Origin of the sequence: Micromonospora sp. WMMA1923, from assembly GCF_049179195.1 — a bacterium.
GTDB classification, from domain to species: Bacteria; Actinomycetota; Actinomycetes; order Mycobacteriales; family Micromonosporaceae; genus Micromonospora; species Micromonospora yangpuensis.
Genome location: NZ_JBMHLZ010000001.1, coordinates 5685620 through 5703409, shown reverse-complemented (window position 1 = coordinate 5703409; position 17790 = coordinate 5685620). Strand labels below are relative to the sequence as shown.

15 protein-coding genes are annotated in these 17790 nt (G+C 72.1%); 9 read left to right on the top strand and 6 right to left on the bottom strand.

Going from position 1 to position 17790, the window contains the following annotated elements; translation table 11 throughout:
• Positions 1-414 precede the first annotated feature (414 nt).
• The 4 genes from rpsF (at position 415) to rplI (ending at position 2070) form a co-directional block, all read left to right on the top strand.
• Positions 415-705, top strand: coding sequence for a 30S ribosomal protein S6 (gene rpsF, locus ACN28G_RS25955; protein WP_067301247.1), 291 nt, complete (start codon positions 415-417; stop codon positions 703-705).
• 80 nt (positions 706-785) lie between these two features.
• Positions 786-1328 (top strand): single-stranded DNA-binding protein, encoded by a 543-nt coding sequence (locus tag ACN28G_RS25950; protein ID WP_421480540.1) that lies wholly within the window; start codon positions 786-788, stop codon positions 1326-1328.
• A 41-nt stretch (positions 1329-1369) separates the two neighbouring features.
• Positions 1370-1609, top strand: coding sequence for a 30S ribosomal protein S18 (gene rpsR / locus ACN28G_RS25945; protein WP_007073789.1), 240 nt, complete (start codon positions 1370-1372; stop codon positions 1607-1609).
• Between the two features lie 14 nt (positions 1610-1623).
• Positions 1624-2070 carry a 50S ribosomal protein L9 gene (gene rplI, locus ACN28G_RS25940; protein WP_091432390.1) on the top strand — a complete coding sequence of 149 codons (447 nt, stop codon included), beginning with the start codon at positions 1624-1626 and terminating at the stop codon, positions 2068-2070.
• A 155-nt stretch (positions 2071-2225) separates the two neighbouring features.
• Here rplI and ACN28G_RS25935 read toward each other — a convergent pair whose 3' ends face one another.
• Entirely contained in the window at positions 2226-4337 is a 2112-nt protein-coding gene (locus ACN28G_RS25935) for a hypothetical protein (protein WP_421480539.1), read from the bottom strand.
• Positions 4338-4736: 399 nt separating this feature from the next.
• Between ACN28G_RS25935 and dnaB the strand changes: the two genes are divergently transcribed.
• Entirely contained in the window at positions 4737-7511 is a 2775-nt protein-coding gene (gene dnaB, locus ACN28G_RS25930; RefSeq protein ID WP_421480538.1) for a replicative DNA helicase, read from the top strand.
• Between the two features lie 70 nt (positions 7512-7581).
• Here dnaB and ACN28G_RS25925 read toward each other — a convergent pair whose 3' ends face one another.
• The 4 genes from ACN28G_RS25925 to ACN28G_RS25910 form a co-directional block, all read right to left on the bottom strand.
• Positions 7582-7977 carry a zf-TFIIB domain-containing protein gene (locus ACN28G_RS25925; RefSeq protein WP_175440391.1) on the bottom strand — a complete coding sequence of 132 codons (396 nt, stop codon included), beginning with the start codon at positions 7975-7977 and terminating at the stop codon, positions 7582-7584.
• 19 nt (positions 7978-7996) lie between these two features.
• A complete protein-coding gene (locus ACN28G_RS25920; protein ID WP_421480537.1) occupies positions 7997-8629 on the bottom strand; it encodes a phosphoribosyltransferase in 633 nt (210 codons plus the stop codon).
• A 10-nt stretch (positions 8630-8639) separates the two neighbouring features.
• Positions 8640-9980 (bottom strand): glycosyltransferase 87 family protein, encoded by a 1341-nt coding sequence (locus ACN28G_RS25915; RefSeq protein ID WP_421480536.1) that lies wholly within the window; start codon positions 9978-9980, stop codon positions 8640-8642.
• 68 nt (positions 9981-10048) lie between these two features.
• On the bottom strand, positions 10049-12574 hold the full coding sequence (locus ACN28G_RS25910; protein WP_175440390.1) for a putative bifunctional diguanylate cyclase/phosphodiesterase: 2526 nt from the start codon (positions 12572-12574) through the stop codon (positions 10049-10051).
• A 568-nt stretch (positions 12575-13142) separates the two neighbouring features.
• Here ACN28G_RS25910 and moaC point away from each other — a divergent pair.
• From moaC to ACN28G_RS25890, 4 genes are all read left to right on the top strand, one after another.
• Positions 13143-13634 carry a cyclic pyranopterin monophosphate synthase MoaC gene (gene moaC / locus ACN28G_RS25905; protein ID WP_091445673.1) on the top strand — a complete coding sequence of 164 codons (492 nt, stop codon included), beginning with the start codon at positions 13143-13145 and terminating at the stop codon, positions 13632-13634.
• Complete coding sequence (locus ACN28G_RS25900; RefSeq protein ID WP_421480535.1) at positions 13631-14101, top strand: MogA/MoaB family molybdenum cofactor biosynthesis protein; 471 nt, start codon at positions 13631-13633, stop codon at positions 14099-14101. The genes moaC and ACN28G_RS25900 overlap by 4 nt, the downstream gene beginning before the upstream one ends.
• Before the next feature lie 133 nt (positions 14102-14234).
• Positions 14235-15494 carry a molybdopterin molybdotransferase MoeA gene (locus ACN28G_RS25895; RefSeq protein ID WP_421480534.1) on the top strand — a complete coding sequence of 420 codons (1260 nt, stop codon included), beginning with the start codon at positions 14235-14237 and terminating at the stop codon, positions 15492-15494.
• A gap of 104 nt (positions 15495-15598) precedes the next feature.
• Positions 15599-15997 (top strand): molybdenum cofactor biosynthesis protein MoaE, encoded by a 399-nt coding sequence (locus ACN28G_RS25890; RefSeq protein ID WP_091432369.1) that lies wholly within the window; start codon positions 15599-15601, stop codon positions 15995-15997.
• Between the two features lie 99 nt (positions 15998-16096).
• Here the strand turns inward: ACN28G_RS25890 and ACN28G_RS25885 are convergent, their stop codons facing one another.
• Positions 16097-17545 carry a glycosyltransferase 87 family protein gene (locus tag ACN28G_RS25885; protein ID WP_091432367.1) on the bottom strand — a complete coding sequence of 483 codons (1449 nt, stop codon included), beginning with the start codon at positions 17543-17545 and terminating at the stop codon, positions 16097-16099.
• Positions 17546-17790 lie beyond the last annotated feature (245 nt).

Here is a 17790-nt window from a genome sequence, read left to right as displayed (position 1 = left end):
CCGGCCGGGTACCGGCAGCTCTGCATCAGATCGGAAAATTACCGCATTTACCACTAGAAGCCATCAGAGGCGTTGTACGGTGGGATAACAACACAATAAAGCTCCGCGGGGCGTCTTCGGTCCAACCTCATCGGTGTGGTCGTTCCTCCCCAGGTCCCACCCAAGGAATGCGGACGGGACGCCCCGCGGTCACCTCGACAGGGGTTCGCCCGCACACGCGTGCCGGGGCGGACCCCTGTCGGCACTCCTCCTCCGACCACCTCGCCGACCACCTCGGAGAAGATCGTCCGGGCCGGGTATCCTGGTCCGGTTGTCCGTGTCCGGCCGGGTTCCCCCGGTACGGGCGGGCCACGACGCACGACCTCCTGCCACGGAAGGACCGTGGCCGCTTAGCCCACAGGAGGTGAGCACGTCTTGCGTCATTACGAAGTAATGGTGATCCTCGACTCCAGCCTCGAGGAGCGCACCGTCGCCCCGTCGCTCGACACGTACCTGAACGTGATCCGGACCGCGGGTGGCTCGGTGGAGAAGACGGACGTGTGGGGCCGCCGGCGCCTCGCGTACGAGATCAACAAGAAGGCCGAAGGCATCTACGCCGTCATCGACCTGCAGGCGACGCCTGAGGCGGTGGCCGAGCTGGACCGTCAGCTGCGGCTCAACGAGTCCGTGCTGCGCACCAAGGTCATCCGGCCGGAGATGCGCTAAGCATTCAACCCCCGTTCGTCCGGATCAACCTCATCGGCTCTGTCGTACGGCTCTGAGAGCCTGTACCGCGAGCAGATTGAGTGCGCGAGGAGATGGTCATGGCAGGAGACACCACCATCACGGTCATCGGCAATCTGACCGATGACCCCGAGTTGCGGTTCACCCCGTCCGGTGCGGCGGTCGCCAAGTTCCGGGTCGCTTCGACGCCCCGGTTCATGGACAAGGCCTCTGGCGAATGGAAGGACGGCGAGCCGCTCTTCCTGGCCTGCACCGTGTGGCGGCAGGCGGCGGAGCACGTCGCCGAGTCGCTCCAGCGGGGCGCCCGCGTGATCGTCTCGGGTCGACTGCGTCAGCGGTCGTACGAGACCCGCGAGGGTGAGAAGCGCACCGTCATCGAGCTGGAGGTCGACGAGATCGGCCCGTCGCTGCGCTACGCCACGGCGAAGGTGCAGAAGATGTCCCGCTCCGGCGGCGGTGGCGGCGGCTTCGGCTCGGGTTCGGGTTCCGGTGGCGGTGGTGGCCAGGGCGGCGGAGGCAACTTCGACGACCCGTGGGCTTCGGCCGCGCCGACTCCTTCGCGCGCTGGTTCGGGCGTCAACTTCGACGAGGAGCCTCCGTTCTAATGGCGCCGAGCGCCCGCGATCGCAAACCAGGAGCAAGGTCAATGGCCAAGGCTGCGGCACTTCGCAAGCCGAAGAAGAAGGTGAACCCGCTCGACAAGGACGGGATCACCTACATCGATTACAAGGACACCGCGCTGCTGCGCAAGTTCATCTCCGATCGCGGCAAGATCCGCGCTCGGCGGGTGACCGGCGTCACGTCGCAGCAGCAGCGGCAGATCGCCCGCGCGGTCAAGAACGCCCGTGAGATGGCGCTCCTGCCGTACACCGCCACGGCACGCTGAGAGGAGGCACCGAAATGAAGATCATCCTGACTCAGGAGGTGTCCGGCCTCGGTGCCCCGGGTGACATCGTCGAGGTCAAGAACGGCTACGGCCGTAACTACCTGCTGCCGCAGGGCTTCGCGATCACCTGGACCAAGGGTGCGGAGAAGCAGGTCACGGTCATCAAGCGGGCCCGTTCGGCCCGGGAGATCCGCGACCTCGGCCACGCCAACGAGGTCAAGGACCAGCTCGAAGGTCTGAAGGTCAGCCTGAAGGCCCGCGCCGGTGACGGTGGCCGGCTCTTCGGCTCGGTCACCCCGAACGAGATCGTCGACGCCGTCAAGGCCGCCGGCGGTCCGACCCTCGACCGGCGTCGGCTGGAACTGCCCGGCCAGATCAAGTCGACCGGTTCCTACCCGGTGCGGATCAAACTGCACCCCGAGGTGACCGCCAAGTTCGACCTGAACGTCCAGCAGGGCTGAACGACCCGTACGACGACCGGGCCCGCACCGACCAGGTGCGGGCCCGGTTCGTGTTCCGGTCCTGATCGGCCCGGAGTACCCGAGCGAACCCGGAGTCCCTGAGTGCACCCGGAGTCCCTGAGTGAACCCGGGGTCGTGGACATCGGGGCCAGCGGTCAGCCGATGGGCTGACCGGTCACCACACTGATCAGCACCGTGGACAGGCCACCGCCGACCACCGCCGAGGCCAACGCTATCGTCGCGGGCCGCCAGGTCGTGCCCACCCGTCGCAACAGCTCGGCGACGACCAGACTGCCGGCCAGTGCCAACCCGAACCGCGGCGTACCAGCCACCAGCGAGCCGAACGCCTGGGACCGGGCCGAGTCGCAGCCACCGCCGGTGATGTCCGTGACGCAACCCGGCGGCGCCTGCCCGTCGAGGGTGAGCAACCACAGGAAGACCAGGATCCCCGGCACCACGTAACAGGCGACCGTGTAGACCAACGGCCGGAACGGTCCGCTCGGATCCGGATCGAGAAGATCATCTTCCAGTCGCCGGGACCAGGACGGCTGCCCCACCGCTGCGGCCCGCCGCCCGACCGACGACACCGTACGCGGCCCCTCGGCCGCCCGACGCCGGTTGGCGCTGCGAGACCGGGGCACGGTGTAGGCGGCCGCCGGGGACTGCGGGGCCGAGGCGGGCGGCTCCATCCACCGTGGGTCGTCACCGGCCAACCGGGTACCGGGCCAGAACTCCCCGGTGGTCTGCTCCGGTGGCCAGGACCAGCCCGCACCGGACGAGGCAGGACCCGCCCCACTGACGCTGCCGGACCAGCTGCCGGTGTCGTCCCGTGCGGCGCCGTGCGCGCCTGACCAACCACCGGAGACGCTGCCCCCGGCGCGGTCCCAACCGTCGGCGGCGCTGTCGCGCCCGGTGCCCTGCCAACCGCCACTGACCGGCGGGCCGGTGTCACTGGTCGGCGACACCCCGATCCCGCCGACGTCCGACCACCGATCCGGACCGGGCAACCGGTCCCAACGGTCGGTGTCACCACGGCCCCAGGGGCCAGCGTCACCGCGATCCCCGGTGCCGGTGTCACCATCGTCCCAGCGCCCCGGACCGCTCCGTCCCGTCCCGTCCCGGCCCGCCCGGTCCCGGCCCGCCCGGTCCCGGCCCGCCCGGTCCCGGCCCGCCCGGTCCCGACCCGACCCGTCCCGACCCGTCTCGACCCGGCCCGGTGCGTCCACGCCCCAACGACCGGCATCGCCCGCGTTCCACTGGCCGGTGTCGGTGAGCCGGTCAAACTGACCGGTGCTGTCGGTCCGGCCGCCGAAGGCGCCCCCGGGCTCGTCCCAGCGATCGTCGGCCCCGATAGCCCGGTGCCAGGTCTCCAGGCCGGAGGCGTCCCACGGATCGACGGGAGGCTGGTCGGCCGGGTCCACCACGCCGGCCCGGTCCGCCCGGTCGCGCCGCGCCGCCCGACGGCCCTGCCGGGTCCGGTCCGCCCGACGCCCCGGTGCCGCCTGCTCCGGCGCCGACTCGACCGGGTCCTCGTCAGAGGAAGGGGCCCAGGAGCTTGCCGTGGCCGACCGGCCCCGACGGCTCCGCCGGGTCGGCGGCTCCGGATCGGCCGCACCAACCGGATCGGCCGCACCGGCTGAGCCGGTAGCACCAGATGGCTCGTCACCCCGGGCAGGCTCCTCCAGGTTGCTCCACACCACCTGCGGCCGGCGCGCGGACGACCGACGCGGGCGACTGCGCGGGATGATGCCCGACACCGGCTCGTCCTCGTCGGCATCGGCCCGCCGGCTTCCGACGTACCCCTGCTCCTGGGGGCGGTCGAAGGTCCACTCCCGGGTGTGGTCGGCGTCCGACGCCGTCCCGGAGGTGGGGGCCGTCCCGGAGGTGGGGGCCGTCCCGGAGGTCGGCGTAGTCCCGGAGGTCGGCGCATCGCGCCACGAGGCCTCGTCGGCCCGTCGGCGCCCGCCGGTGGACTCCGCCGCCCGCCGCCGACCCGCCCGGGGCCTGGCGGGTACGTCGTCGTCGGGGGCCGCATGCCGACCACCACCGTCGACCCGCTCGACGCCCGACTCCAGCGCCCACCGGGGCAGGTAGGTGTCGACCGGCTCCTGCTGCCCACGCTCGCTGGCCCGTCGGCGGCTCGGCGTCCGGTACCGCTCGGCGGCGTCCGGTGCGACCGGCAGCGGCTCGACGGTATCGGCCCACGGGGCGATCGACTGACGCTCGGGCGGGCTGCCCTCCCCGCGTCCCCAGTCCCGGTAGCTCACGGCCGGAGCGTGACCCCTTCTCAACCGAATGTGCAACCCGCTGTCCAGGTGTAGCCGTCTGCAGCAAATAGTACGGGACGATTCGACCCCCGACCTGACCAGAAATTCTTCGTCCACAGGGTGGGGACGACGAACCCGCAGCTCCAGAGCGTGCGGCCGAGAATTCCCCAACCGTTGTCCACAGGTTGTGCACACGCTGCACACAACCATCCGGGCGCTGTCCACAGGTTGTCCCGAGGCTCGTCCACCGGCGTTGTTGAGTCGCTGACCTCGGGTTCCGTATGGTTACCCCCCGACCGGCCGTGCGATGGCCCCCGATCGAGCGGGCCGGTAGGTCGGCAGTTTGTCCACACCCCGGCGGTCCCGCCGGGGCCGATCGACGCATCGGAGGGGGGTCCCGTGTCGGTCACCGACGACAGGCGGACGGAGCCGCGGGTCGGCGGGCAGGGGCCCGCTCCGGCCCCCCGGGACGGCCAGTTCGAGAAGACCCCGCCGCAGGACATCGCCGCCGAGCAGTGCGTACTCGGCGGCATGCTGTTGTCCAAGGACGCCGTCGCCGACGTGGTGGAAATCCTCAAGCCCAACGACTTCTACCGCCCGGTGCACACCACCATCTTCGACGCCATCCTCGACATCTACGGTCGGGGCGAGCCGGCCGACGCGATCACCGTCGCCGCCGCGCTGGCCGACTCCGGTGACCTGGGCCGCATCGGCGGCGCGCCGTACCTGCACACCTGCATGGCCGCCGTGCCGACCGCGGCGAACGCCGGCTACTACGCCCGGATCGTCAGCGAGCGCGCCGTGCTGCGCCGTCTGGTCGAGGCCGGCACCCGGATCGTGCAGCTCGGCTACGGCACCGCCGCCGGTGGCAGCCGGGACGTCGACGACGTGGTGGACCTCGCCCAGCAGGCCGTGTACGACGTCACCGAGCGCCGGGTCAGCGAGGACTTCGCCATCCTCGCCGACATGCTCCAGCCGACCCTCGACGAGATCGAGGCGGTCGGCGCCCAGGGCGGGATGATGACCGGTGTCCCCACCGGCTTCTCCGACCTGGACCGCCTCCTCAACGGCCTGCACGCCGGCCAGCTGATCATCGTGGCCGGCCGGCCCGGTCTCGGCAAGGCGCTCGCCCTGGACACCCCCCTGCCCACCCCCGAGGGCTGGACCACCATGGGCGAGGTCGGGGTCGGCGACCGGCTGCTCGGTGCGGACGGGAAGCCGACCACCATCACCAACGCCTTCGACGTCATGCACGGCCGCCCCTGCTACGAGGTCGAGTTCTCGGACGGCTCTGTCATCGTGGCCGACGCCGAGCACCTGTGGAAGACCACCACCCGTGCCTCACGCCGCCAGCGCACCGAGATGCGCCCCTCGCACCAGTGGAGCGAGGATGCTCGGCTCGCCGTTGCTGCCGCACACCGCGTGGCCATGGCCGCCCCTGACCGACTCATCACCTTTGCAGAGCCGGTCGAGTCCGCAGGTGAGCAGTTCCGCAACGTCCTACACGTCGTCGGCAGCCAGGTGGGCACGGCAGGGGCGGTGCAGCGGGAGTACGTCAGGCGTGGCCAGCCGTGGAGGCGCACCATCTGCGCCTACTCGGCGCACGCGCTGTTCGGCGTGCTGTCCGACCGGGTGAACCGGAAGATGAATGCCGAGGTGACCGTGAGCCACGACTGGGCCGTCACCACGGAACACATCGCGGCGACGCTGCGGCACCCGACCGATGGCCGGGCCAACCACGCGGTCGAGAACGCCCAGCCGCTGGCGCTGCCGGCCCAGGACCTGCCGGTCGCGCCGTACACGCTGGGGGCGTGGCTCGGAGACGGGAACAGCGCGGATAGCCGGATCACCACCGCCGATCCAGAGATCCTTCGCCTCGTTGAGCAGGAGGGCTTCGATACCACGCAGTCGACGGCCTCGCCGCTGCTGTACACGATCCGGCCCAGGCGCGGATGCGGCTGCGTCGGTCGCGCCGACTGCCCGATTTGCCATGGTCAACCAAGTTCGCTGATGAAGGCGCTCCGGGCGGCGGGCGTGCTGAACAACAAGCACATTCCCCAGCAGTACCTGCGGGCCAGCGAACGGCAGCGGCGCACGCTACTTGCCGGGCTACTCGACACCGATGGCACCGTCACCCTGCGCGGCAACGTGCAGTTCACCACGACGTCGTCGAGGTTGGCCGAGGGTGTCTACGAACTTGTGGTCAGCCTGGGGTACCGCTGCTCGGTGGCCCGAAAGCTGGTGTCTGGCCGGACCCCCGAGTCGTCTGTGGCCTACAACCTCAACTTCACGACAACCGACGAGGTGTTCAGGCTGCCGCGCAAGCGCGAGGCGCACCGAGGGCGTCGGTGCAGCGACAGCAACTCCCGGACCGGGAGCCGGTACATCGTTGATGTCCGGCCGGTGCCGAGCGTGCCGGTTCGCTGCGTGACGGTGGACAACTCCGACCACCTGTACCTGGCGGGTCGCTCCATGATCCCGACGCACAACAGCACCGCGTCGATGGACTTCGCCCGCAACGCGGCCATCCGGGCCAACCAGGCCGCGGCGATCTTCAGTCTGGAAATGAGCAAGGTCGAGATCGTCATGCGACTGCTCTCGGCCGAGGCCCGCGTGCCGCTGCACGTGCTGCGCAGCGGCCAGCTCTCCGACGACGACTGGACCAAGCTGGCCCGCTGCATGGGCGAGATCAGCGAGGCGCCGCTCTTCGTCGACGACACGCCGAGCATGAACCTGATGGAGATCCGGGCCAAGGCGCGGCGGTTGAAGCAGCGTCACGACCTCAAGATGATCGTGGTCGACTATCTGCAGCTGATGACCTCGCCGAAGCGCACCGAGAGTCGGCAGCAGGAGGTCGCGGACCTGTCCCGGGGGCTCAAGCTGCTGGCCAAGGAGGTCGAGTGCCCGGTCATCGCGGTCAGCCAGCTGAACCGAGGCCCGGAACAACGTACCGACAAGCGCCCTCAATTGTCCGATTTGCGCGAGTCTGGGTCTATTGAGCAAGATGCCGACGTTGTCATACTTCTGCATCGGGACGACTACTACGACAAGGAGTCACCCCGGGCTGGCGAAGCGGATTTCATCATCGCCAAGCATCGGAACGGGCCGACGGACACGGTCACCGTGGCGGCGCAACTCCACCTGTCCCGTTTCGTGGACATGGCGATCGTCTGACCCGGCGGGATGACCGTGGCGGCAACCAGCGCCGTCACGACGCTGGTTGCCGCCGGGACCGGATGCGGGATCAGCCGAACATCTCGTCGAGGAAGCCCTTGTGCTTCTTGCGCTTGTGGTGGCCGTGGTAGCCGTAGTGCTGCTGGCCGTGCCCGTAGGCGGGGGCCGGCGGGTAGCCGTGCGCCGGCGGGGGCGGCGGGACCGCGCCGTAGCCGGGCTGGTGCGGGGCTGGCGGTGCGGGCGGCGGGTAGCCGGGCTGGCCGTAACCCGGCTGCTGGGCGGGCCGGGGCGGGGGTGGTGCGCCGCCCTGCTGGCGGTTCCAGTTCGCCTCCGCCTCGAACAGCTTCTCGAGTTCACCGCGGTCGAGGAAGATCCCCCGACACTCTCCACACTGGTCGATGACGACGCCGCTGCGTTCGTACTGACGCATTTCTCCGCGGCACTTGGGACAGATGAGCTGCATCACTCGAAGGTACCTGTTGCGGTCACCGGTCGGCCGACAGCGCGTCGACGACCTCGTCGTCGGACACCTCGTGGAAGTCGTCGTAGTAGCTGCCGACCGAGACGAAGTCCGCCGGCAGCTCGACACAGAACACCTCGTCGGCCGTACCGGCGAGCAGTCGGTAGGCCTGCGGTGAGCCGACCGGTACGGCGAGCAGCACGGCCCGCGCGCCGAGTTGCCGGGTCACCTCGACGGCGGCGCGGGCGGTGGCCCCGGTGGCCAGGCCGTCGTCGACCAGGACGGCCGTGCGTCCGGCCAGGTCCACCGGTGGCCGGCCGGCCCGGTAGAGCTGCTCGCGGCGGTCCAACTCGGCCTGCTCACGCCGGTCGACCTCGGCGATCTCGGCCGGACCGAGCTGGTCGGCCACCTCGTCGTTGCGGACCTGTACCCGGCCGGGACCGAGCGCACCGAAGGCCACCTCGGGGGCCCAGGGCAGGCCCAGTTTGCGGATCACCAGGACGTCCAGCGGGACACCGAGCCGGTCGGCGATCACCCGGGCCACCGGCACGCCACCGCGGACCAGCCCGAGGACGGTGACGTCGGGTCGGCCGGCCAGGCCGGACAGCCGCTCGGCGAGTGCCGTACCCGCATCGGCCCGGTTGCGGAAGGTAGTCACTTCTCTAGGTTTACGCCCTGACCTCGGCCGGCGTCGGCTCCTTGGCGGAAGAGGTGGCCGCCAGCGCGGGTGCCCAGGCGGCCAGGGCGAGCGGGTACAGCAGGTAGCCGAAGCGGGTCGAGGGCATCAGCACGATGGCGGCCAGCAGGCCGTACCCGCAGATCAGGGCGGTCGCGGCGGCGGTGCGGGGCGGACGGCGGACGAGCCGGACGGCGATCGCCACTCCGGCGGCCACCAGCAGCGCGGCGGCCACCGCGCGCCCGGCGGGCAGGGTGGTGGCGATCAGGTGGCCGGGGAACGGCGACTGCGCGGGACTGGTCACCAGGCCCTGGCCGAGCGGGAAGCGCAGCACGTTCTCCACCAGCGCGTCCCGGTCGACCAGCAGGGCGGGGAGCAGGGCCAGCGCCGGTAGGCCGAGCGCGCCGGCGGCGACCCGGCCGCCGGCCCGGCGGGTCAGCCCCCAGAAGATCAGCACGACGGCGATCGGCCAGGCGAGCAGCTTCAACGCCCCGGCCAGCCCCACCGCCACGCCGGCGAGTCCGGCCCGGCCGGTGGCGGCCAGGGCCAACGCCAACAGACAGAGCGCGAGTACGGGCAGATCGTCGCCGCCGGTGGCCAGGGTCAGCGCACAGATCGGCAGTACGGTGGCCGCCTGTACGCCGCGCAGCAGCAGACTGCTGTCCTGGTGCCGGTCGGTCGAGGTGGCCGGGCCCGGCCACAGGGTCCACGAGGTGGCCGGGCCCGGCCACAGGGTCCGCACGGCCAGCGCGAGCACGATCGCGGTGGCCACGGCGAACCAGACCCGCGCGTCGGTCCACCAGGTGTCGACGACCGCGCGGGGCAGCCCGAACAGGGCCATTCCCGGCTGGTACGGGGTGTACCCGAGCAGCCGCTCGTCGGCGGGGAGGGCGGCGATGGCGTCCCGGGTGAGGTACGGCGTGCCGTGGTCGGCCAGGCGGATGCCGGAGTCCTCGACGACCAGTACCTCCTCCTGTGCCCGGTGGGCGTGCCCGGCGGCCCGTTGGGCGCTCTGCAGCAGCAGGGGCAGCAGCGCGGTGCCGGCCCAGGTGAGCAGGGTGACGGCCCAGCGCGCCGGGGTACCGACCAGCCGGGCGTCGGCGCGGCGACGGCGGACGAGGAGTTGGGTGGCGGCGACGAGGGTGGCGACGAGGTAGCCGACGGCGGCGACCGCCCCCCAGGCCCGGTGCGGCGGCAGGGTGGAGACGGCTGCGGTGACCGCCGCGAAGGCGGCCGATCCGGCGTAGAGGACGAGGTCGGGGCCGAGGCCGCCGCCGGCGCGGTCCAGTCGCTGCCAGCGGTTGCGGGAGTCCGGGGTGGCGGCGACGGTCACGCGGGCCAGTCTGGCAGAACGCCGCCGCGACGGGTGACGGGCCCGATGGTGCCGCAGGCGGGGGTGGGTCAGGTCGGGAGCTGGGGCTGGCGGGTGGGCCGGCCCCGACCTGGCTGGCGTCGGCCGGGGGCGAGGCGGATCACCGCGCCGGCGTCGTGCAGCGGTGGTGCCAGGGATCCGGGCTGTCCGCCGGAGCCGCGTCGGAAGGCGGCCAGCAGCGCCCCGGCCGGCATCGGGCGGGCGAAGAGGTGGCCCTGGCCGGCGGTGCAGCCCAGCTGCCAGAGGGCGCGGCGTTGCGGCTCGCTCTCCACCCCCTCGGCGACCACCACGAGGTCGAGGTTGCGGCCGAGGTCGAGGGTGGAGCGGATGACGGCGGCGGCCTCGGCCGAGGTCTCCATCGCGGTCACGAAGCTGCGGTCGATCTTCAGTTCGTGCACCGGGATCCGGGACAGCAGCGACAGCGAGGAGTAGCCGGTGCCGAAGTCGTCCAGGGCGAGCTGGACCCCGGCGTCGCGCAGCCGGTTGAGGACCTGGTCGACCACGTCGAGCTGGCTGAGGGTCAGCGTCTCGGTCAGCTCCAGGATCAGCCGGTCCGGTGGCAGGTCGTGGCGGCGTAACCGGGCCAGGACCGAGTTGGGGAAGCGGGGGTCGAGCAGGCTGCGGGGGGAGACGTTCACCGCGACCGGCAGGTCGAAACCGGCGGCGCGCCAGCTCTTCGCGGCGACCAGCGCCTGGTCGAGGATCGCCTCGGCGAAGGCGGGTAGCAGGCCGGAGCGTTCCACCGCCTCCAGGAACCGCAGTGGATCGATCAGCCCGTGGGTGGGGTGGTGCCAGCGGGCCAGGGCCTCGGCGCCGATCGCCTCACCGGTGCCGAGGTCGACGATCGGTTGGAAGCTGACGGTGAACTCGTGGTCGGCGACGGCGCGGGAGAGTTCGCCACCGAGGGTGAGCCGGCCGAGGTCGGCGGTGTCGCTGGTGGCGGCGTATGTCCAGAGTCGTTGGCCGGTGCGTTTGGCCTGGTACATGGCGACGTCGGCGCGACGCAGCAGCTCCGGCATGCCGCCGGCCGCGCCGGGTACGGCGATGCCGCCGCTGGCCTCGACGCTGATCCGCATGCCGTCCAGGTCGAAGGGTTCGTTCAGCGCGCTCAGCAGGCCCTCGGCCCGGTGGGCGGCGACCGCGGGGGCGGGCAGGCCGCGCAGGAGCACGGCGAACTCGTCGCCGCCGAGGCGGGACACCAGGTCGTCGGGGCGGGCCGCGGCCTGGAGCCGGTTGCCGACCTCGATCAGGACCTGGTCGCCGGCGGCGTGGCCGAGGGTGTCGTTCACCTCCTTGAAGTGGTTGAGGTCGATCAGGACCAGGGCGGTCACCCCGTCGGCGTGTCGGTTGCTGAGCTGTTCGGTGCCCTGGTCCAGCAGGTGCCGGCGGTTGGCCAGTCCGGTCAACGCGTCGTGGCTGGCGGCGTGGGCGTGTTCGGCGGAGACCCGGGCCAGTTCGGCGTACGCCTGGGCGTTACGGACCGCCGTGCAGAGGGCGGAGGCGAAGGTACGCAGGGTGTACTGCTCGCGTTCGGAGAGGCGTACCGGGCCGTGGAAGCGCAGCCGTAGGACGCCCACGTCGTCGGTCTCCCCGTGTCCTTCCAGGGCGATCGGGACGGTGGTGCCGGTGTGGGGGTCGGCGGTGGCGGGTGTGCCGTCGTGGGTGATGCCGTTGGCGGTGCCGCCCACCGTGCGGCCGTCGGGGCGGAGTTGGATCTCGACCTCGTCGGCGGAGAAGAGCTCGGCGGCCTGGGTGACGGCGGTGGTCAGCACCCGGTCGAGGTCGACCACGTTGAGGGCGTCGGTGGCCCTGGCCAGTCGTTGCCAGGTCTGTTGTTCGGTGCGGCTGCGCACCCGGGCGGACCAGGCCAGGTGCAGGCTGAGCACCAGCGGCGGGATGGCGAGCAGCAGGCGGGGGTCCTCACGGAGGATCAGCAGGGTGCAGAGGGCGACCACGAAGCGGGCGGCGAAGCCGGCGAGTCGCAGGTCGAGGTTGGTGCGGAACTGCCGGGACACCCGGGTGCCGGAGGCCAGGGCGATGACCGGCATCGCCAACACGTCGTCCAGGACGGCGGCGACCAGGTACGCGACCGACAGGGGCAGCACCATGTCGAGGGGATGCTCCGGTGGCCAGCGCCAGTCCAGCGCGGACAGGGTGGCCGCCGCTCCGGCTGCCACCAGGACGTTCTTGCCGATGCCGAAGGCCAGCTTGACCCGGGCCAGCCGGTGGAAGGCGAGGGCGATGCCGATCGCGGTGCAGAGCACCACCCACGGTCCGGGGGCGATCGCCACGCCGATGATGATGGCCGTCTCGTTCCAGCTGATCGAGTGGTTGGTCGACCTGATGCGGATCCGAATGGTGACCAGGGTGCCGACGGCGATGAGGAACGCCAGCATCACCAGCGTCGCTCCGTCGGTGGCCGACGTCGGAAACGGTGAGGTCAGGGCAAGGGTGAGGGCGGCGGCGAGGACCAGACAGGCGAGAGCGACGACGAGACCGACGAGCAGCCGGAGCCGCTTATCGGTCTCGTTTCCTCGTCGCTGGGAAAGTGTCACGCCACTCCCAGTGGGTACCGCCTCGTCGGGACTCGAAGTCTAGCTGTCCGATTGACCTGGTTGGTGATTCAGGTCCAGTCGCTGCCACGCATGGTGTCGCTCCCTTCGGTTTCCCGTACGCATCAAGGACGTTTTTCAAGAAAGCGGGCGCCGCTTCGATGTCCTGAAGACTAGGGGAAGATTGGCCCGTTTAGAAGACATAAATGTCGTTATGGGCAAGATTAGGAAAGAGGCCGGGAATTGGTTACTTTCCGTCCACTGATCCGGAACGGAGCGCGGTGCTACGCGCCCCTCCGCAATCGTCTGGTAGCTGGACGTTCCGGCACTTCGTGGCCGGTTCCATTCTCGCCGGTCGGTGCCGGGCCCGCGTACCCCGCCCCGGTGTCCGGTCCGGACCGGCCGCCCAGGTGACGGCAGCGTTGCCGACGTGTCGCGATTGCCGCAACGAATGGCGGGCATTGCCGGACGCGCGCCACAACAATACGGTCCTCGATGGAAACGGCCATGATCCGGCAATGCGCGGTGCGGCGGAATCCCGCCGTCGTAGCGGAACGATATGCTCCGGTACGTGACCGATCCCGCGCAGCTCACCCATGTGGACCCGGCCGGTGCGGCCCGCATGGTCGACGTCTCGGCCAAGCCGGTCTCCGGCCGGGTGGCCGTGGCCGCCGGTCTGCTCCGCACCACGCCCGAGGTGATCGACCTGCTGCGGCGGGACGGGTTGCCGAAGGGTGACGCGCTCGCCGTCGGGCGGCTCGCCGGCATCATGGGCGCCAAGCGGACCCCTGACCTGATCCCGCTCTGCCATCCGATCGCCCTGCACGGGGTGACCGTCGACCTGACGGTCACCGCCGACACGGTCGAGATCACCGCCACCGCCCGCACGGCCGACCGGACCGGGGTGGAGATGGAGGCGCTGACCGCGGTGGCGGTGGCCGGGCTCGCCCTGGTCGACATGGTCAAGGCGGTCGACCCGGCGGCCTCGGTGGACGCCGTGCGGGTGCTGAGCAAGTCCGGCGGCAAGACGGGGCAGTGGCAGCGGCCGGCGGACCGGCCGTGATCCGGGCCCGGGTGGTGGTCGCCTCCAACCGGGCCGCTGCCGGGGTCTACCCGGACACCAGCGGTCCGTTGCTGGTCAACGGGCTGCGGGGCCTCGGCTGCGTGGTGGACGAGCCGGTCGTGGTGCCCGACGGTGAGCCGGTGGGTGCGGCCTTGCGGGCCGCCCACGCCGACGGGATGCAGGTGGTGCTGACCAGCGGTGGCACCGGCGTCACCCCCACCGACCGGACCCCCGAGGTGACCCGGGCTCTGCTCGACTACGAGATTCCCGGCATCGCCGAGGCGATCCGGGCGCACAGCCGGGCGCAGGTGCCCACCGCGGCGCTCTCCCGGGGCCTGGCCGGGGTGGTCGGCCGGATGCTGGTGGTGAACCTGCCCGGCTCGACCGGCGGAGCCCGGGACGGCCTGGCCGTCCTCGGCCCGATCCTGGCGCACACCGTCGACCAGCTCGGCGGCGGCGACCACTGACCTGTCCGCGACGACTGACCTGTCCGCGACCCAACCGCCGGCCGCCTGAGCCCACCGCCGGCCGCCTGAGCCCGGCGGCCCGGCCGGTGCGGCGGCTAGGCTCGGTGGCAGCCGCGAAGGAAGGGTGGGTCCCGTGAGTACGGAAGCCGCACCGGCCGCCGAGCCGGTCGTCGCGCCGCCGCCGGCCGGCTGGGAGGAGGCCCGCTCGCGGGTGTACGCGGTGGGTCTGGCCGCCGCGCTTCCCGCGACAAACCGGTCCCTCGCCGAGGCCGACGGGCACACCCTCGTCGAGCCGCTCACCACCCGGACGGACCTGCCGGCCTTCCCCACCTCCAGCGTGGACGGCTGGGCGGTACGCGGCGCGGGGCCGTGGCAGGTCGTGGGCCGGGTGCTCGCCGGCGGTGCCCCGCCCCCGCTGGCCGAGGAGGGCAGCACGGTGGAGATCGCCACCGGGGCGATGGTCCCGGCGGGAGCCACCGCGATCCTGCGAATCGAGGAGTCCGAACGCACCGCGGACGGTCGGATCACCGGCACCCCCCGCCCGGCCCCCGAGTGGCGGCTGCCGGGCGAGGAGGCGCGCGCCGGTGAGGAGCTCCTGCCGGCCGGCACCCCGGTCGACCCGGCGTTGCTCGGACTGGCCGCCTCCTGCGGCCACGACAGTCTGCGGGTCCGTCGTCCGCCCCGCGCCGCGCTGCTGGTCTTCGGCGACGAGCTGTTGACCTCGGGGCCGCCCACCGCCGGTCGGGTCCGGGACGCGCTCGGCCCGGCCGTGCCCTCCTGGCTGCGCCGGTACGGCTGCCAGGTGCGTCCGGCCGACGTGGTGGGCCCGGTCGCCGACACGCTGCCGGCCCACGTGGCGGCCCTGCGGCAGGCGTTGGCCGGCGCCGACCTGATCTGCACGACCGGGGGCACGATGCACGGCCCGGTCGATCACCTGCACCCCGCCCTCGAAGCCCTCGGCGCCGACTACGTGGTCAACACCGTCGCGGTCCGTCCCGGCTTCCCGATGCTGCTGGCCCGGGTGACCTCCGACGACGGTCGGGTGCGATTCGTGGCCGGCCTGCCGGGCAATCCGCAGTCCGCCATCGTCGCCCTGGTCTCCCTGGTCGCACCCCTGCTCGCCGGCCTGCAGGGGCGGCAGATGCCGCTGCTGCCGCAGGTCACGCTCGCCGAGTCGGTGCCCGGTCGGGGGGACTACACCCATCTGGCGCTGGTTCGGCTGGACCGGGTGGCGGGCACCGCGTACCCGGTGCGCCACGTCGGTTCCGCGATGCTGCGCGGCCTGGCCCGCGCCGACGGGTTCGCGGTGATCCGGCCGGGCAACTCGGGCGAACCCGGTGCCCGGGTGCCCTTCGTCCCGCTGCCGCTCTTTCCCGGCGAGCGGGCCTCGTGAACCGGCCCGACGCCGCGGCGTCTCACGACGCCGTGGGGCCGTCGTCTCCCGCCGCCGTGGGGCCGTCGTCACCCGCTGCGGCGTCGCCCGCCGTCCATCCGGCCGTGACCGACGAGCCGCTGGACCTGGCCGCGCACGAGGCCGCGGTGGCGGACCGGCGGGCCGGCGCGGTGGTCTCCTTCCAGGGTGTGGTCCGCGACCACGACCACGGTCGGGCGGTGGTCAGCCTGGAGTACGAGGGCCATCCCAGTGCCGCCCGGGTGTTGCGTGAGGTCGCCGCCGAGATCGCCGCGGAACCCGACGTGTACGCGGTCGCCGTGTCGCACCGGATCGGCCAGCTCGACATCGGTGACGTGGCGCTGGTCGCGGCGGTCAGCACCGCCCACCGGGCGGCCGCGTTCGCCGCCTGCGCCCGACTGGTAGACGAGGTGAAGGCCCGACTGCCGATCTGGAAGCACCAGGTGTTCGCCGACGGCACCGAGGAATGGGTCAACTGCCCGTGACCGGGCTGCGGTGGTCGGTCAACGGCGGCCCGGCCCGCCCACGGTCAACGGCGGGCCAGGCCCGCCCATGGTCAACGGCGGCCCCGGCCCGCCCAACGGTCAACGGCGGGCCAGGCCCGGCGCGGCGGGTCGGCTGAGCCGGTCGGCGTAGAAGGCGGGCTCGGCACCCGGACGCCACGGCAACGCGGCGACCAGCACGATCAGGGCCAGCGCCAGCGAGTTCTCCATCAGCGCGCCGAAGAGGCCGTCCTGGTAGTGCGACACCTCGGGAAGCTGGTGCTCGTACGGCCAGATCGGCGAGATGAGGAAGAGCAGGTACAACCCGACGGCGGCGACCCCGTGGCGTAGGCCGGTGAGGGTGGGGTACCAGATCGGCGGGCGTAGCCCGTTCACCCCCGGCAGCCCGCCGTAGGACGAGGCCTGGACGGGGCGCTGGGCCAGCCCACGGCTGGCCTCCCGGCGGCGTACCGCGGCGTCGGCCAGCACGATCACCGCCGGGACGACCCAGACCAGGTGGTGCGTCCAGGAGATCGGGCTGATCACGTTGGCGGTCAGCCCGACCAGCGTGAACGCGGTCAACTCGTCACCGTCGGCGCGGGAGTTGGCGGCCCGGGACAGCCCGAGCGCCAGCATCAGCACGGAGAAGGCCAACCAGAGCAGCCCGGGGGTCTCGATCGAGTCGTACAGTCGGGCCAGCAGGCCGGCCAGGGACTGGTTCGGGGTCATGTCGGCGGCACCGACCCGCTCGGTCTGCCAGAGGACACCGCCGAAGTAGGCCCGTGCCTCGTCACCGACCACCGCGAAGCTGCCGAGGGTCACGCCGATCGTGGTGGCGATCGCGGTCAGCGCCGCCCGCCACTGCCGGGTGATCATCAGGTAGGCGATGAAGAGCGCGGGGGTCAACTTGATCGCGGTGGCCAGGCCGATCCCGGCACCGGCCCAGGCCCCGCTGTAGACGAAGCGGTGCAGCGGCCCGGCCGTCGGGTCGTACCGGGTGCCTCGGCGGGCCCGCCAGCGCAACCCGATCAGGTCGGCCATGATCAGCGCGAAGAGCAGCAGGTTGACCTGCCCGTAGCCGAGCGTCTCGCGGCCCGGCTCGATGGCCAGGGCCAGCGGCACCGCGACACCCACGGTGAACCAGAGCGGCCAGCCCAGCCGGTCGACGATCGGGCGCAGCAACCCGGCCAGCACGACCGCCAACGCGGCGATGCTGCCGACCGCGTTGAGCAGGCCGGCGACGTCGACCGGGATCCGGGCCATCGGCAGCATGAGCAGGCCGGCGAAGGGGGGATAGGTGAAGCCGAGGGTGGTGCCCGGGGAGATGAAGTCGTACAGCTCACGGCCGCTCGCCCACCACACCACCGCGCCGTGGTAGATCTTCATGTCGAAGAAGTTGTACGGCCGGCCGAACAGCCCCACGGCGAGCCAGGCGGCGTACGCGGTGGCGGCGACGACGCCTACCCGGGCGAGGGTCCGGCGGTCGACGCGCCGGGCCAGGCGCTGGACGTGGGCGAGGCGCTCCGCCCGTCTCCCGACGGTCGACGGCACGGTGTGGCCACCCCCATACCAAGGTCGTCTTGTCCGTCCAGGTCCTGCACGGAGCCTAGAGCGGTGCCGCACGTCTTTGCCTCCCGCGTTATCCGACCGTGTCCGATCCCACACCTGTTTGCGACATTTCCGCCGCGTTAACGCCTAAGGAATGGTTCAGGTGATTCGTGGCCTTGGGGGATGGTGGCCCGGGAGGGGTGGCTGTTCGTGCAGGTCGGTCCGGTACGCGCCGGGCGGGGGTGGCT